Genomic DNA, 15,695 nt, shown 5'->3' with positions numbered 1-15,695 from the left:
AGGAAGCCCTCGAGGCCGCCGGGGTCAAGGTCGGCAAGACCCCCAGCGAGACCGCCGCCCTGATGCGCGAGCTCATCACCGCCGGCTAGTGCCGCCGCACTAGTACCGCACCGCGCACCTCTCCGGGGAAGCCACGTTCCGCCCGCACCGGGCCGGAGCGTGGCTTTCTCTACTGCGGAGGGAAGCCGCTTCTCCCGGGCACACCCCCGCCGCCGGTATGGGTTAGCGTTCTGGGACCGCCTGCAACGGACCGCGGAGTCCGCACCGAGGGAGTTCGTTCATGAGTCAGCAGCCTGGGACACCAGGGGCGACACCGGCCCACGGCGCCTCGTCGCCGTCGGGGTCGTCCACGCCACCGGTCACGGGGTCGTCCCCGACGGAGTCCTCGGCGTCCGGCGCCGAGCAGGCCAACCGGACGGGTGCTGCCGAAGCGCCGCTCGCTCCCGGCCCGGCGCGGCTGCTGACGCTCGTCGCAGCCGGTCTGGCCCTGGTGATCTACCTTCTCGGCTTCTTCGACAACCTGGGCGGCTTCGCCTCGTCGATCGTCGCGCCGCTGCTGGTGGGCGGCGGGCTCCTGGCCGGTGCGGCGCTGCTGCCGAAGGCCGGACGCGTGCTGGTACCCGCCGCTGTCGTGGTCACCACCGGCACCTTGCTGCTGCTGCAACTGGTCACCCTCGGCGTGCCGTCCACCACCGTGGTGGTCGCCCTGGTGCTCGCGTTCCTGGAGGCCGTGGCCGTCATCGGTGCGGTGCTGCTCGACGCCGGGCTCGTCAAGGCACCCGCTCCGCGCTCGCGGCCCGCGCCGGGCCATCCGCAGCAGCAGGGCTACGGAGGCCAGTACCCGCCGCAGGGCTACCCCCAGCAGCAGAGCGGGTACCAGCAGTACGGACCGGGCCAGGGCGGCTACGGGCAACAGCAGGGTTACGGCGGCCAGCCCGGCTACGGCCAGCAGGCGCCCTACGGAGCCCAGCAGCCCGGCTACGGCCAGCAGGGTTACGGCGGCCAGCCCGCGTACGGCCAGCCCCCTGCACAGGGCGGCTGGGGTCAGCAGGCTCCCGGGCAGCCCGACCCCGGTGCCCGTCCCGCAGCGGCTCCCAACTGGTACGGCGGCGCCCCGGCCGATGCCACCGCCGACACCCCGTCGCCCGGCACTCCGCTTGCGTCCGGCGCCCCCGGAGCCTCCGACGTCACCGCGGCGTACCCGCAGGGTGAGGCCGCACCGGCCCATCCCGGCTGGCAGGAGTCGGTCGAGGGACGTCACGAGCAGCACGACACCCCGCAGAACCCGGACGAGGGTCGCGGTGGTGGCGGCGGCGAGCAGACCAGGTTCATCCAGCCCGGTGATCGCCCGTCGAACTGACGGCACGCGGCCACGGCGGTCGCACCGCGTCACGCCGACCACGGAGCCTGTCGCACGACAGCGCCCGGCGTGCCTGACCCCTCGTGAGGCTCCGCGCTGAGACCCTGTGGCCGTGACCCGCACTCTCGCAGGCCCCGACACCGACCCTGATCCGGACGGCTCGGACGACCCGTCGGACACGGGCGCCGTCGTGGGGCTGGACCGCCTGCGGCTGCTGCTGGCCGGCGCCATGGGCACGGTCATCATCAGCTACGCGCTGCTCGTGCCCGCTGCGGTCCTCGTCATCGCGACCGGGGGCGGCGGCATCTCGATCGAGGGTGCGTTCGCCGCCGCGATCCCGCTGTGGCTGGCCGCGCACCAGATCCCGCTGGCGCTGGGTGGCCAGCCGCTGAGCGTGCTGCCGCTGCTGCCGACGATCGCCGTCGCCGGAGTCGTCGTCCTCGGTTCCGGATGGGCGGTGCGCAGGCTCGAGTGCCGGGCCCGCGCCGAGGCCGGGGCGGTGGTGGCCAGTATCGCGGGCGCCCACGCCTCCGTCGCCGTGCTGGGCAGCGCGCTGCTGCCGCGGGCGGCGGAGGTGGTCGTGACCCCGTGGTCCGCGATGGTCGGTGGCGGTGTCGTTGCGGGAGTGGCCGCGACGGTCGGCGTGATGAGGGCCTGCGGGTGGCCCTCGGCATGGCTCGGACGCTTCCCCGGCTGGTTCCGTCCCGCCCTCCGCGCGACCGCGATGGCGGTCACCGGCCTCGTCCTCGTCGGGACCGTGGTTCTGCTGGCCGGCCTGGCACTGGGTGTGGCGGACGTCGCGGCGGCGTACGAGGAGCTCGCCCCCGACTTCGGGGCGGGCCTCGGCGTCACGCTGCTCGTGCTCGCGTATCTCCCCAACGCGGTCATCGCCTCGCTGAGCTGGGCTCTCGGCCCCGGTATCGCGGTCGGTACCGGCGTGGCCACTCCGCTCGCCGCCTCCGCGGGGGAGCGCTCGAGCTTCCCGCTCCTGGCTGCGCTGCCGACGTCCGCGCCCCCGGTGTGGGCTGCTGTGGTGTTCCTCCTGCCCGTTGCCGTCGGTGTGCTGTCCGGACGTGCCTGCCTGGCCGCCATCGGCGCCGCGGCGCGGCTGCGCGCGGTCGCCGCGACCGGGGTCCTCACCGCCGTCTCCGTCGGGCTGCTCGCGTGGCTGGCCGGCGGGCGGCTCGGCTCCGGGCCGTTCGACCCGGTACGGCTGTCCTGGCTGGTGGTGCCCGCCGTTCTGCTGTGGGTCGGCGTCCCGATGGTGGTCGTGGTGCTCGTCCGGCTCCGCCGGGAAGACGATGCCGGAGCAGCCGAGGTGGACGCCGAGGAGGCGGTCCCCGTACCGCCCGCCCACGAAAAGGACGCTGCCACGGACGACGCGTCCGCGGACGAGGCGACCGGGGACACCCCGACCGACGATCCCGATGCCGGTGACCAGGACCGAGCCGAACAGGGGAGCGAGGACCCGCCGCCGACCGCCGAACCGGCGGACGAGGCGGCGACGAACGAGCCGGCCACGGACGAGGGGGCGGCGAACGACGGGGACCGGTCCGACGAAGACGACCACCGGCACGCGGGCAACCGGAGTGCCGACGCCCGCCCGGCCACCTCTCCGGACGAGCACCCCGCCACCGGGCGAGCCCTGCCCCAGCGGGTGGGTCCGCGCCGCGTGCCGCCCCAGCGCACCGCCCCTCGCCGGGGAAACCCGAAGCGGTCCGAGCGCGACCGGGGCCGGGAGCTGCCCGACCAGCAGCGTGGGAGAGCCGGGCAGGCCGGCCGGGACGCTGCCCAGCGAGCCGAGAAGAAGCGCTGGTGGGGCAGGCAGGAGCGCACGGAACCGGCGGCTCGCGCCCAGGGCACCTCCGTCGACGACACCGGTAGCGGCCTGGTCGTCCCGGCGCAGCGGGGCCCGCGCACCGTCGGCGAGCTGGTGGCCCAGCGTGAGCGGGACGCGGCGCGCCGAGCGGCGGCGGAAGGGACGGGCGACGCGGGGCCCGAGGACGGATGGACCGGTTCGTGGCGGCAGCCGCGTGACTCCGGGACACGTCGGTCCGAGGAGCGCTGACCCGGCGGCAGCCGAGGCACTCGCCCGTCCGTCCCGGTCAGGCGAGCGCGACGACCAGGCACACACCGACCCCGGCGTAGGCGGCGCCGAGGAGCGCCCGGCGCCGCGGGTCCCGGCCTCGACGCGTCGGACGGCCGTCGGTGTCCGGGACGGCCCAGCCCAGCGCGGGCCAGCGCAGGATCGCGCCGGCGATCCCCACACCGACGGCGGCCGTGGCTGCCACCCACGCCCAGGACAGCAGCCCGGGCGGCGGCACGACCGCGCGGACGACCGCCAGCATCACGACGGCGTCGACGGTGGAGCTGACGAGCACCAACCGGTCGGGGCTCGCGTACGGACCCCGCGACCACGCCCGCAGGACCTGCGCGCCGACGAACCAGGCCAGCGCCGGCCAGACCACGAGCCCCACCAGTTGGCTCATGCGGCACCTCCGATGCGCTCGAGCAGATCGAACCCCGACGTCGTCGCACGCCCCGGTGACTCCCCGACGGCGGACAGCAGCACAACGGCGGTACCCGCAGCACGGTCGATCCCGATGAAGGACGTGAACCCGCCGGTGCCGCCGTTGTGCCAGACGACGGTCCGGCCGCTCCCGGGCACGACGGTGGTGATCCAGGCCCAGCCGATCCGATCCTCGTCGAGCAGGCCACGGGGAGAGAGCGCGCCGATGCCGGGAGCCTCGCCCACGACCAGCGCGCGAGCGAGGGTGGCCATGGCGGACACGTCCGCGCGCAGGCCGCCCGCCGGCCCGACCGCCTCGCCGACCCACGGATCCGCCAGGCGCCCTCCGGTGGTCTCACCGCGCAGATCACGGGGGCCCAGCTCGGCCGGAGAGGCGGGCACGGTCGTGTCACTCATGCCGATGGGCGTGAGCACCCTCTCGGTCAGCAGCCGGGGGAAGGGCGTGCCGGCGGACGCGGCGAGGGCGGCGCCCAGCAGTTCGAAGGCGACGTTGGAATAGGTGCCGGGCGGGGCGCCCAGCTCGGTCCCGCCGAGGTCGGTGAGCCGCTGCGCGACCGTCCCGTCGTAGGGGTTGCCCGCGGTGAGCGAGCTCCAGTAGTTGTCGACGAACTGACCGGCGGTCGGGGGTTGCGGCGGTAGGCCGGACGCGTGCGTCGCAAGCTGCGCGAGGGTCACCTCCGCGACCGGCCCGTCGATCGTGACGAGATCTCCGAGGCGGGTCACGGGGGTGACCTCGCCGCGCTCGATCATGTCCTCGAACAGCAGACCCGTGAGGCCTTTGCTGATCGAGCCGATCTCGAAGCGATGCTCGAGACCTGCGCCGACCGCCGCGGTCCGGACCTCCCCCGCGGTGACGACCGCGACGGCGAGGGCGGGCCGGTCCTCGCCGACCGCCTCGCGGGCCAGTGCGGCGAGCGCAGCGTCCCCGACGTGGCCCGCCGGGAGCCGGGTCGGCGCAGGCCGGGTCAGTAGCCCGACCGCGAGGGCGAGCACGGTGCACACGGCGACCACGCCGGCCGCCGCGGCGCGCCGGGTGGGTGGTGTCTGCCATGCCGCGGCCTGCTTCATTCATCCGATATTACGGATTTACGTATTAACTGCAAGGCGCTCATGGCCGGCGATCGCGGCTTCGCCGTCCGGCGCCGCGGGGGGAGGTGGGCGCCGGGGGCGGTGTGACCTGCGCCGCGGCCTACGCTTGTGGGGTCATCCGCCGACCCGAGGAGTCCCCGCTTGCCCGCGCCGCCGAGTCGTTCCTACCGGGTGGACCTCCCCGTTCCAGCCAGGCTGGTCGTCCTGGTCTCCGGTTCCGGCACGCTGCTGCAGGCGCTGCTCGACGCCGCGGCCGGCCCCGACTACCCGGCCCGCGTCGTCGCCGTGGGAGCCGACCGCAGCGACATCGAGGGACTGGCCCGCGCCGAGCGCGCCGGCATCCCCACCTTCGTGGAGCGGGTGACCGACCACGCCGACCGCACCGCATGGGATGACGCGTTCACCAAGGCGGTGGCCGAGCACCGGCCCGATCTCGTGGTCAGTGCGGGGTTCATGAAGATCCTCGGACCGGGTTTCCTGAGCGGCGTCGGAAGCCCGATGATCAACACTCATCCCGCGCTGCTGCCTGCCTTCCCCGGGATCCGGGGAGTCGCCGACGCGCTCGCGTACGGCGTCAAGGTCACCGGAGCCACCCTGCACCTCGTCGACCACGGCGTGGACACCGGTCCGGTGCTGGCCCAGAGCGCGGTGACCGTCGAACCGGGCGACAGCGTCGAGTCGCTGCACGAACGCATCAAGATCGAGGAGCGGCGGTTGCTCGTGGGCACCGTCGCCGCGCTGGCCCGGCAGGGAGCCACCGTGACCGGACGAGAGGTGACCATCCCGTGAGCTCCGCCGAGACCCCGGTGCGCCGTCCCGTGCGACGCGCACTGATCAGCGTCTACGACAAGACGGGGCTGACCGACCTGGCCACCGGCCTGCACGGCCTCGGTGTCGAGATCGTGTCCACCGGCTCCACCGCGCAGCGCATCGCCGAGGCAGGCGTGCCCGTCACACCCGTCGAGGAGCTCACCGGCTTCCCCGAGTGCCTCGACGGCCGCGTCAAGACGCTGCACCCCCGCGTGCACGCCGGGCTGCTCGCCGACACCCGGCGTCCGGAGCACGTCGAGCAGCTGCAGGAGCTCGGCATCGCCCCGTTCGACCTGCTGGTGTCCAACCTGTACCCGTTCACCGAGACGGTCGCCTCCGGCGCCTCGCCTGCCGAGTGTGTCGAGCAGATCGACATCGGCGGCCCCGCGATGGTCCGTGCGTCGGCGAAGAACCACGACAGCGTGGCCGTCGTGGTCGAGCCGGCCCGCTACGACTGGGTGCTCGAGCAGGTGAAGAACGGCGGGTTCGAGCTCGCCGACCGCAGGCTGCTCGCCGTGGCAGCGTTCCGGCACACCGCCACCTACGACATCGCCGTGGCGTCCTGGATGGGCAACGTGCTCGCCCCCGACCCCGACGGCGAGGCCTTCCCGTCGTGGGTGGGCGCCTCGTGGGAGCGCGCCACGCCCCTGCGCTACGGCGAGAACCCGCACCAGGCGGCCGCGCTCTACGTCTCGGGGCAGCCCGGACTCGCCGGAGCCGAGCAGCTGCACGGCAAGGAGATGTCCTACAACAACTACACCGACGCCGACGCCGCCTGGCGCGCGGCCCACGACCACGACGCCCCTTGCGTCGCGATCATCAAGCACGCCAACCCGTGCGGCATCGCCGTCGGCACCGACATCGCCGACGCCCACCGCAAGGCCCACGCCACCGACCCCGTCAGCGCCTACGGCGGCGTGATCGCGGTCAACCGCGAGGTGAGCGTGGAGATGGCGGAGCAGGTGGCCGAGGTGTTCACCGAGGTCGTGCTGGCACCGTCCTACGCCGACGGCGCACTCGAGGTGCTCACCCGCAAGAAGAACATCCGTGTGCTGCGGATGCCGTCGGAGCTGCAGCGCGCCGGAGCCGAGATGCGTGCGATCTCCGGTGGCGTGCTCCTGCAGCAGCGCGACACCATCGACGCGCCTGGCGACGACCCCACCTCCTGGCAGCTGGCCACCGGCGACCCCGTGCCCGCCGACGTGCTGGCCGACCTGGCGTTCGCGTGGCGCACCTGCCGCGCGGTGAAGTCCAACGCGATCCTGCTGGCCTCGGGCGGCGCCGCCGTCGGGGTCGGGATGGGCCAGGTCAACCGGGTCGACGCGGCCCGGCTCGCGGTCGCCAGGGCCGGCGACCGGGCCCGCGGCTCCGTGGCGGCGTCCGACGCGTTCTTCCCGTTCCCCGACGGGCTGCAGGTGCTGCTCGATGCCGGGGTCCGCGCGGTCGTGCAGCCGGGTGGTTCGGTGCGCGACGACGTGGTGACCGCCGCCGCTGCCGCCGCCGGCGTCCCCCTGTACCTGACGGGCACCCGCCACTTCGCCCACTGACGGCCCCACGGCCCGCCCGCCCCCCGCCCCCCGCCCCCCGCCCCGCGAGTCGCCCGTTTCGTGCCCGCGAGTCGCCCGATTCGGGTGTGCGAGTCGCTCCTACCGGTGCGTCCTCGTTTCGCGGGGACGGGCCGGGCGGGCGCCGCTCGGGTGAGGGCGCGGCGTGTTCCGGAAGAGCGACGCCCAGTGCTGCGCCGCCAGATCCCGTGCCCGGGCCGATCCGCTCAGCCCCTGCGCCGTCAACCAGGCCCGGATTCCGGGATGTGACCGTCGCAGGGTGGTGACCAGGCGGTCGCCGCTGAACGCCGCCCGGACCAGTTGCTGGTACCGGACCCGCTCTGCCCGACCGACCAACTCGCGCTCCCGCCGGGTGACGATGAGCACGCCGCCGTCCACCCCGGGCCGGGGCCGGAACGCGGCTGCCGGCACCCGCTCGGCCAGCGCGAACTCGTACCACGGCCACCAGTTCGCCGTGAGCAGCGTCGTCCCGCCGACCGCGGCCCGTTTCCGCGCGACCTCCCACTGCAGCAACAGCACCGCAGTTCCCCACCCCTGCTGCGCGAGGAGGTGGCGCAGCGCCGGAGTGGTGATGCCGAAGGGCACGTTCGAGACGACGTGGTGGTCGCCGGCGAGCCGGAACCGCAGCATGTCCTCGTGCAGCACGCGGACGCGGTGGCCGAGCGCGCGCCGCAGCTCTGCGACCCGCATCGGGTCCAGCTCGACAGCGGTGATCGAGCCGGGCCGGGCGGCAAGCTGCCGAGTCAGTGCGCCGTCTCCGGCGCCGAGCTCCAGAACCGGACCGGGCGGCACCAGGCCCGCGATACGGGCGGCGGCGCGCCGGTCGGAGAGGAAGTTCTGGCCGAGCTCGTGGCGGCCGCCGGCGGAACGGTGCGGGATGGACGAGGACATGGGTGACCTGCGCTTCGCGTCGATCGGATGGGGGATCCGGATCGGACGGCGCGCGGCCGTGCGGCCCCTGCTGGAGGGGCGGGTGATCAGCGGCGCGGCGTCCGGGAGGAGCGGCGCAGCCGGTAGTAGGTGCAACCCACGGCGACGACGTTAGCGGGCGGCGCCAGCCGTTTTCGGAGCTTGATCGGTGTGAGATCCGGGTTTCGGCCCTCTGTGGGGCGGAATGCCGGATCTCGCGGCGATCACCCGCGACTCGCGGGGTGGATGTGGGCGACTCGCGGGCGGGAAACGGGCGACTCGCGGGGGGTTCTCGTGCCATCGGGTGATGCGGCGGCGGAAGCGTTGAGGGTGACCAGCGGGAACGACTAAGCTTCGAACGTACGTTCGATGATCGCCGACCTTCCCCGCGGCGTGGGCGTCTGGGGAGGTATGTGTGCGTGATGCGGTGGCTGCCACGGCGGATCCGGGGAGCCGGTTGGAGCTGGCCAGGGGTCTTCTCCGGCGCATGGAGGGGCGTACGGGGGGCGTCCGGCCGGTGTCCGCCGCCGAGGTGGAGGACGGCGTGCTGCCGGTGGTCGAACCGTTGGCCCGGTTCCTGCCGTCCGGGGGGTTGCGCCGGGGGACCACGGTCGCGCTGCCGGCCGTTCCGGGTGCCACCTCGCTGCTGCTCGCGTTGCTCGCCGAGGCGTCGGCCGGTGGTGCGTGGGCGGGTGTGGTCGGCAGGCCGGGGCTCGGACTGCTGGCCGCCGCCGAGGCCGGGGTGCGGCTGGAGCGGCTGGCGCTGGTCCCTCATCCGGGCGCCGACCTGATGGCGGTCACGGTCGCGCTGCTGGACGGGATGGATCTCGTCGTGGTCTCGGGGGCCGCGCGGGCCGGGGTGCGTGCCGCCGACCGGCAACGGCTGGCGGCCAGGGCCCGGCAGCGGGGTGCGGTGCTGCTGGCACTCGGGCCGTGGCCGGGCGCCGACGTGGAGCTGAGCTGCGCCGACACCAGGTGGCAGGGGCTGGAGGCGGGGGCCGGGCGGTTGTGCTCCCGACGGGTCCGGGTGCAGCTGCGGGGGCGTGGAGTCACCCCGGCGGGACGCGCGGCCCGGTTGTTGCTGCCGGCACCGGGGAGCGCGGTGGCGGGTGTCGCGGAGAGCGTCCCGGAGCAGCCGGTCGGCGCTCCCCTCGGCGACCGGGTGGCGGGATGACGAGCGGGGGGCAACGGGGCCGAGCGGCTGCGCCGAGGGCCGCCGGGGCACTGCCGTGAGCGCGTCCGTCACGCGGGTGCTCGCGCTGTGGTCGCCCGACTGGCCGGTCACGGCCGCGGCCATGGCCGCGCACGTCCCTTCGCACCGGCCGGCCGCGGTGGTCGTGGCCAACCGGGTGCTGGCCTGTTCGGCGGTCGCCCGCGCCCACGGGGTGCGCCGTGGCCTGCGCAGGCGGGAGGCGCAGGCCCGGTGCCCCGAGCTGGTCGTGCTCGACCGCGACCCCGCTCGCGACGCCCGTGCCTTCGAACCGGTCGTGGCCGCGGTCGAGGAGCTCGCGCCGGGGGTGGAGGTCGTGCGGCCGGGGCTGGTGGCACTGGCGGCGCAGGGTCCGGTCGGCTGGTTCGGTGGTGAGCAGGCGGCCGCGGAGAAGCTGGTCGACCAGGTCGCCGCCCGCACGGGCGTGGAGTGCCAGGTGGGTGTGGCCGACGGGTTGTTCGCCGCGGTGCTCGCGGCGCGCCGTGGCCTGGCCGTCGCGCCCGGCGACACTCCCGCGTTCCTCGCTCCGCTCGGCGTGGAGGAACTGGACCGCGAGCCCGACATCGACCGCTCCGAACTGGTCGGGCTGCTGCAGCGGTTGGGGCTGCGCAGCCTCGGAGCTCTCGCGGCGCTCGACGCCGAGGACGTCGCCTCCCGGTTCGGCGCCGACGCCGTGCTCTGTCATCGGCTCGCCCGCGGCCTCGACCCCCGTCCTCCCGTGCGGCGCAGGCCGCCGGAGGAGCTCACCGTGGAGATCGAGCTGGACCCACCCGTCGACCGTGTCGACGCCGCCGCCTTCGCGGCCCGCGGGTTGGCGGAACAGCTGCACCGCACGCTGGCCGGGCACGGGCTCTCCTGCACCCGGTTGGGCGTCGCCGCCCGCACGGTGGCCGGGGAGGAGCTGCACCGGATCTGGCGCTGCGCCGAGCCGCTCACCCCGGCCGGCACCGTCGACCGGGTGCGTTGGCAGCTCGACGCCTGGCTCACCCGCTCGCGCACCACGGCCGCTGGAGCCGAGGGCCCGGGTGCGGTGTCGCGGCTGTGGCTGGTCCCGGAGGAGACGGTCGGCGCGGGGGCTCTGCAGCTCGGGCTGTGGGGTGACGTCGGTGAGGCCGACGAGCGGGCGGGCCGGGCGCTGGTGCGGGTGCAGGCGCTCCTCGGTCCGGAGTCGGTGGTCACCGGGGTGCTGGTGGGTGGGCGGGATCCGGCCGAGCAGGTCCGGCTGGTGCCGTGGGGCGACGACCGGGCGCTCGACTCGGGGCCTGCGGTGTCGCAGGCCGCGGCCACCGGCGAGGTGCGGTCAGGGCTCTGGGCCTCCGGGACGGCGACGGCTCCCGCGGCCCGGACGGTGCCGGGCGAAGCGGGGCAGGGGGTGACCGGTCAGGGAACGGTGCCCGTGGGCGGCGCGGCGCAGGAGGTCGGCGCGGTCTCCGCCGCCTGGAGTTCCGCGGCGCCTGCGGGGTGGCCGGAGGACGTGGTGGAGGAGACCGGGCGGGTGTCCGCCGCCGAGGTGGCCGCCGCGGACGAGAACGCGGGGAAGGCGCGCTCCACGAACCGGCGGCGCCGGGTCCCCGTCCCGCGGCGCCCCACCGGCCGGCCCGCGGTGCCCGATCCACCGCCGTCCTGGCCGGGGCGGCTGCCTGCGCCGTCCCCGGCCACGGTGCCCCCGCAACCGCTCCCCGCGGAGCTGGTCGACGCCACGGGGGCCCTGGTCCGGCTCACTGCGCCGGACCTGTTGTCCGCGCCCCCGCACCGCCTCGTGGTGGACGACGGGAACCCGCAGATGGTGCAGGGCTGGGCGGGTCCCTGGCCGTTGCACCAGCGGTGGTGGGTGGGCGAGGGAGCGAGCAGCAGGCTCCAGGTCGCCGTGGACGGCGGCGTGGCGCTCCTGCTGCTCGCCCGCGAAGGGAGGTGGTGGGTCACGGGCATCTACGACTGACCCGTGTGCGCGGATGCGAGTGCGGGAGCTCGTGTCCGCGCACGCGGCCTCAGGCCGGGGGCGGCGGCGCCTCCGCGGCCCCCGTCATGATCGCGACCGCGTCCGACATGGTGTGGGACTGCGGGGTGATCACCGCGGCGCGCCTGCCGAGCCGCTGGATGTGGATCCGGTCGGCGATGTCGAAGACGTGCGGCATGTTGTGGCTGATGAGGATCACCGGCAGACCGCGGTCGCGGACGTCCCGGATGAGCTGCAGCACCCGGTTGCTCTCCTTTACGCCGAGCGCAGCGGTCGGCTCGTCCAGGATCATCACCTTGCTGCCGAACGCGGCCGACCGGGCCACGGCCACGCCCTGCCGCTGACCGCCCGACAGGCTCTCCACGGCCTGCCCGATGTTCTGCAGGGTGGCGATCCCCAGCTCGCTCATGTGCCGGCTGGCCTCGTCCTTCATGTGCTTGCGGTCGAGCATGCGGAACACCGAACCGAGGACACCGGGCTTGCGCACCTCCCGGCCGAGGAAGAGGTTGTCGGCGATGTCGAGACCCGGCGCCACGGCCAGTGACTGGTAGACGGTCTCGATACCGGCCCGGCGGGCGTCCATCGGGTTCTTGAAGTGGACCTGCTTGCCGTCGAGCAGGATCTCGCCGCTGTCGGGGATGATCGCCCCGCACAGCGCCTTGATCAGGCTCGTCTTGCCCGCGCCGTTGTCGCCGATCACGGCGAGGATCTCACCGGGGTAGAGCTCGAGGTCGCCGCTGGCGATGGCCGTGACCATGCCGTACCGCTTCACCAGGCCCTTCGCCTGCAGCACCGGCTCGCGCACCGGGGTCTTCTGCGACCCCGCCTCCGTACTCGTCCCGGCGGTCATGCGCGCACCTTCCTGATCCACTGGTCGATGGAGACCGCGATGAGGACGAGCAGGCCGATCGCGCACCCCTGCCAGACGACGTCGACCCCGCCGAGCTGCAGGCCGTTGCGGAAGACCCCGACGATGAGCGCACCGACGAGCGTGCCGAGCACCAGGCCGCGCCCGCCGAACAGGCTCGTACCCCCGAGCACGACGGCCGTGATGGAGTCGAGGTTGTACTCGACCCCGACGTTCGGGCTGGCCGAGGCGAGCCGGCCCATGAGGATCCAGGCGCCGATCGCGTAGAGCAGCCCGGCCACCGTGTAGACGGAGAACAGCACGTGCCCGGTGCGGATGCCGGCCAGGCGTGCCGCCTCGATGTCGTCACCGGTGGCGTACACGTGCTTGCCCCACGCGGTGTTGGACAGCGCGTACCAGAACACCGCGAAGAGCAGCAGCATGATGATCGAGCCGTAGGTGATCCGGAATCCGCCGAGGCTGAACGTGGTGCCGGTCCACGTCATGATCGACGGCATGTCCGAGCCGCGCACGGTCTCGCTGCGGGACACCACGGAGTTGAGCGAGAAGAAGATGCTCAGCGTGCCGAGGGTGACGATGAACGGCGGGAGCCCGAGCCGGGTGACCAGCAGCCCGTTGATCGCCCCCATCGCCGTGCCGAGCACGAGACCGACGATCAGCGCAAGCGCTCCGGGCACGCCGAGGTCCGTCGCGATGTTCGCCATCAGGATCGAGGAGAACACCGCGATCGCGCCGGCCGACAGGTCGATGCCCGCGGTGAGGATGATCAGTGTCTGACCCAGAGCCAGCACCGCGATGACGGTGACCTGGGCGAGCACGAGCCCGAGGTTCGCCGCCGAGAGGAACCGGCCGCTGACGATCGAGAACACGATGATCGCCAGCACCAGCACGGCGAGCGGGCCGAGGATCGGGTTGGCGTGCAGGACGTGCTGGATGCGCTGCAGCGGTGACTCCGACCGGCGCTCCTCGAAGCCCGTGGCCCCGGTGTCCGGCACCGTGGCGGTTCCACCGCCGGGGGACGTGTCGTTCGCCATGTGGATGCACTCCTTCGTGCGTCAGGCGCGTGGGGGGAGCGGGGGGATCAGCCCCAGCAGTTCGCGGCTCCGAAGGTGGTGTCCTTGGAGGGGACTCCCGGCTGCGGCTGGTCGGTGATCAGCTCGACGCCCGTGTCGTAGAAGCTCTTGCCCGCCGTGGTCTCGGGCTTGGTGCCGTCCTTGGCGAACCTGGCGATCGCCTCGATGCCGAGCGAGGCCATCTTCAGCGGGTACTGCTGCGACGTGGCGCCGATCGCGCCGGACTTCACGGCCTCGACGCCGGGGCAGCCGCCGTCGACGGAGACGATCGTGACGTCGTTCTGCCTGCCGGCCGCCTTCAACGCCTCGTACGCGCCGGCCGCGGCAGGCTCGTTGATGGTGTGGACGAGGTTGATCGACGGGTCCTTCTGGAGCAGGTTCTCCATCGCGGTGCGCCCACCCTCCTCGGCGCCGTCGGTGACGTCGTGCCCCACGATGCGCGGGTCGGACTCGTCGCCGATCCGGGTCTTGTCGGCGACATCCACCCCGAAGCCTTCCAGGAAGCCCTGGTCACGCTGGACGTCGACGGACACCCCGTTGGTGCTGAGGTCGAGCATCGCGATCCTGGCCTGCTTGCCCTCGGCGTCGAACTTCGCCTTCGCCCACTGCCCGATGAGCAGGCCTGCCTGGTAGTTGTCGGTGGCGAACGTGGTGTCAGCGGCGTCGGCGGGGTCGATCGGGGTGTCGAGCGCGATCACGAGCATCCCGGCCTGCCTGGCCTGGTCGAGCGTCGGCACGATGGCCTTGGAGTCGTTCGCCGTGATGAGGAAGCCCGACGCTCCGGCCGAGATCAGGTTCTCGATCGCCTGCACCTGCGACTCGTTGTCGCCGTCCTGCTTGCCGGCGAAGGTCTGCAACTGCACGCCCTGGGTGGCGGCCGCGGCCTGCGCGCCTTCCTTCATCTTCACGAAGAACGGGTTGGTGTCGGTCTTGGTGATGAGGCCGACGACCGGTTGGCTCCCGCTCGCGGCGCCGCCCGTGTCGCCGCCCCCGCACGCGGCGAGGGCGAGCGCCGCAGCCATCCCGGTGGCCAGAGCGGCCGCCCGGCGTCGTGCTGTCCATGCCTGGCTCATGTGCTGCGACCCTTCGTCATCATTGACATCTGGTAGCGAACGAGACAACGTTGTCACGGACTGTGACCACTTTGTGTCAGGTCCACAAGACCCGGGTCGCCGTCGAGCAATAACAAGTTGGCAACGTTGACTGGGGAACCATGAGCCTCCGCGAGCCGCTGCCCGGTGGACGCCGCCCGACCATGCGTGACGTCGCGGCCCGCGCGCAGGTCAGCTTCAAGACCGTCTCCCGTGTCGTCAACGACGAGGGCGGGGTGTCGCCCTCGCTCGAACGGCGCGTCCGGAAGGCGATCGACGAGCTCGACTTCCGTCCCAACGTGGGAGCCCGCATCCTGCGCCGGTCGGATCGCAGGACGGCATCGATCGGGTTGCTCCTCGAGGACGTCGCCAACCCGTTCTCCGCCGCCGTGCAGCGCGCCGTCGAGAACGAGGCCGAGCACCGGGGAGTGGTGGTCTACTCGGCGAGCCTCGACGAGGACCCGGCCCGCGAGCGCGCACTCGCGACGGCGTTCGGCGCCCGCAACGTCGACGGCCTGCTGCTCGTTCCGGCAGGCGACGACCAGTCGCACCTGGCCGCCGAGCTGCGGGCGGGCACGGCGATCGTCTGTGTGGACCGCGAGGCGAACAACCTGCCGGTCGACTCGGTGGTCACCACCAACGAGATCGGGGCGGCGGAGGGCGTGCGCCATCTCGCGGCTGCCGGGCACCGGCGCATCGCGTTCCTCGGCGACCGCGCCACCATCGCCACCGCCCGGCAGCGCTACGCCGGCTACCAGGAGGCGCTGCGAGGGCTGGGGCTACCGGTGGACCCCGATCTCGTGGCGCGTGATGTGCCCGACGCCGGTGTCGCCGACGGCGCGGCCACCGCCCTCCTCGGGCGCACCGACCCGCCCACGGCGTTCTTCACGGCGCAGAACCTGGTGACGGTGGGGACCGTGCGGGCGCTGCGGAGGCTGGGCCTGGAGCAGGCGGTCGCCCTGGTCGGGTTCGACGACTTCCTGCTGGCCGACCTGCTCCGCCCGGGCGTCACCGTGGTCGCGCAGGACCCCACCGCGATCGGCCGGATCGCCGCAGGCCTGCTCTTCGCCCGCATCGACGGTGACACGAGCCCCCCGCAGCGCCGCCTCGTCCCCACGACCCTGATCCGTCGGGGCTCGGGCGAGATCCCCCCGGGCTGAGGTTCAGGGCTGAAGTTCAGGAAAGCCACTTTCCTGCCCGGAGAGGACCTGGAAGTGGCTTTCCTGAACGTCG

Annotated in this window: 13 protein-coding genes; 7 read left to right on the top strand and 6 right to left on the bottom strand. The window is 73.8% G+C overall.

What is annotated here, in order from left to right; all coding sequences use genetic code 11:
- Positions 1–280 precede the first annotated feature (280 nt).
- Both AC5L35_RS15830 and AC5L35_RS15825 read left to right on the top strand, forming a co-directional pair.
- A complete protein-coding gene (locus AC5L35_RS15830; RefSeq protein ID WP_495060376.1) occupies positions 281–1,360 on the top strand; it encodes a DUF5336 domain-containing protein in 1,080 nt (359 codons plus the stop codon).
- 112 nt (positions 1,361–1,472) lie between these two features.
- Positions 1,473–3,428 (top strand): cell division protein PerM, encoded by a 1,956-nt coding sequence (locus tag AC5L35_RS15825; RefSeq protein WP_495060375.1) that lies wholly within the window; start codon positions 1,473–1,475, stop codon positions 3,426–3,428.
- A gap of 37 nt (positions 3,429–3,465) precedes the next feature.
- Here AC5L35_RS15825 and AC5L35_RS15820 read toward each other — a convergent pair whose 3' ends face one another.
- Both AC5L35_RS15820 and AC5L35_RS15815 read right to left on the bottom strand, forming a co-directional pair.
- Positions 3,466–3,849 carry a hypothetical protein gene (locus tag AC5L35_RS15820; RefSeq protein WP_495060374.1) on the bottom strand — a complete coding sequence of 128 codons (384 nt, stop codon included), beginning with the start codon at positions 3,847–3,849 and terminating at the stop codon, positions 3,466–3,468.
- Positions 3,846–4,958 (bottom strand): serine hydrolase domain-containing protein, encoded by a 1,113-nt coding sequence (locus AC5L35_RS15815; RefSeq protein WP_495060373.1) that lies wholly within the window; start codon positions 4,956–4,958, stop codon positions 3,846–3,848. The genes AC5L35_RS15820 and AC5L35_RS15815 overlap by 4 nt, the downstream gene beginning before the upstream one ends.
- A 192-nt stretch (positions 4,959–5,150) precedes the next feature.
- Here AC5L35_RS15815 and purN point away from each other — a divergent pair, with 192 nt between their 5' ends.
- The gene (purN, locus tag AC5L35_RS15810) at positions 5,151–5,768 is read left to right on the top strand and encodes a phosphoribosylglycinamide formyltransferase (RefSeq protein WP_495060410.1); all 618 of its coding nucleotides are present in this window, start codon (positions 5,151–5,153) and stop codon (positions 5,766–5,768) included.
- Positions 5,765–7,336: a bifunctional phosphoribosylaminoimidazolecarboxamide formyltransferase/IMP cyclohydrolase gene (gene purH / locus AC5L35_RS15805; RefSeq protein ID WP_495060372.1), complete on the top strand. Its 1,572-nt coding sequence runs from the start codon at positions 5,765–5,767 to the stop codon at positions 7,334–7,336. The genes purN and purH overlap by 4 nt, the downstream gene beginning before the upstream one ends.
- A gap of 99 nt (positions 7,337–7,435) precedes the next feature.
- Here the strand turns inward: purH and erm are convergent, their stop codons facing one another.
- A complete protein-coding gene (erm, locus tag AC5L35_RS15800) occupies positions 7,436–8,245 on the bottom strand; it encodes a 23S ribosomal RNA methyltransferase Erm (RefSeq protein ID WP_495060371.1) in 810 nt (269 codons plus the stop codon).
- Positions 8,246–8,750: 505 nt separating this feature from the next.
- Here erm and imuA' point away from each other — a divergent pair.
- Positions 8,751–9,437 (top strand): DnaE2-dependent mutagenesis accessory factor ImuA', encoded by a 687-nt coding sequence (gene imuA', locus AC5L35_RS15795; protein WP_495060409.1) that lies wholly within the window; start codon positions 8,751–8,753, stop codon positions 9,435–9,437.
- Between the two features lie 55 nt (positions 9,438–9,492).
- Positions 9,493–11,412 (top strand): DNA polymerase Y family protein, encoded by a 1,920-nt coding sequence (locus AC5L35_RS15790; protein ID WP_495060370.1) that lies wholly within the window; start codon positions 9,493–9,495, stop codon positions 11,410–11,412.
- Positions 11,413–11,461: 49 nt separating this feature from the next.
- Here the strand turns inward: AC5L35_RS15790 and AC5L35_RS15785 are convergent, their stop codons facing one another.
- From AC5L35_RS15785 to AC5L35_RS15775, 3 genes are read right to left on the bottom strand one after another with little or no spacing between them, the layout of a single operon-like run.
- Positions 11,462–12,235, bottom strand: coding sequence for an ATP-binding cassette domain-containing protein (locus AC5L35_RS15785; RefSeq protein WP_495060408.1), 774 nt, complete (start codon positions 12,233–12,235; stop codon positions 11,462–11,464).
- A 41-nt stretch (positions 12,236–12,276) separates the two neighbouring features.
- Positions 12,277–13,332 (bottom strand): ABC transporter permease, encoded by a 1,056-nt coding sequence (locus tag AC5L35_RS15780; RefSeq protein ID WP_495060369.1) that lies wholly within the window; start codon positions 13,330–13,332, stop codon positions 12,277–12,279.
- A gap of 47 nt (positions 13,333–13,379) precedes the next feature.
- Positions 13,380–14,444, bottom strand: coding sequence for a sugar ABC transporter substrate-binding protein (locus AC5L35_RS15775; RefSeq protein ID WP_495060368.1), 1,065 nt, complete (start codon positions 14,442–14,444; stop codon positions 13,380–13,382).
- 140 nt (positions 14,445–14,584) lie between these two features.
- Between AC5L35_RS15775 and AC5L35_RS15770 the strand changes: the two genes are divergently transcribed.
- Positions 14,585–15,622, top strand: coding sequence for a LacI family DNA-binding transcriptional regulator (locus tag AC5L35_RS15770; protein WP_495060367.1), 1,038 nt, complete (start codon positions 14,585–14,587; stop codon positions 15,620–15,622).
- The last annotated feature ends 73 nt before the right edge of the window (positions 15,623–15,695 follow it).

It is taken from the genome of Pseudonocardia sp. OZ21 (genome assembly GCF_059359135.1).
Note: the sequence above shows the minus strand (reverse complement) of the source record. Positions and strands in the feature narration are given on the sequence as shown.